Genomic DNA, 266 nt, shown 5'->3' on the forward strand with positions numbered 1-266 from the left:
GTGTACTCCCTGCTCGGCGGGCTGACGACGCTGCTGCTGTTCTTCACGCACGGCGTGGTCTTCGTGTCGCTGAAGACGGACGGCGACCTCCGGCTGCGGGCACGGCGCCTGGCCGCGCGTTCGGGAGCCGTGACGATCGCGGTGGCCGCTGCCTTCCTCGCGTGGACGGGGATCGCGCACTTCTCGGTGGTGTTCCTGGTGCTCGCGGTGTCCGCTGCCGTCGCGCTGGTCGCATCCTGGATCGCCAACCTCCGGGGAGCCGAGGG

At 71.1% G+C, this 266-nt stretch carries 1 protein-coding gene; it reads left to right on the forward strand.

Features of this window, described 5'->3' with window-relative positions; all coding sequences use genetic code 11:
• Window positions 1–266, forward strand: a 266-nt coding sequence (locus tag ACR9ZK_RS22185) for a cytochrome d ubiquinol oxidase subunit II (RefSeq protein ID WP_481344103.1), incomplete at both ends; no start/stop codon positions are given.

This window comes from Monashia sp. HAY1-5C (assembly GCF_056755255.1).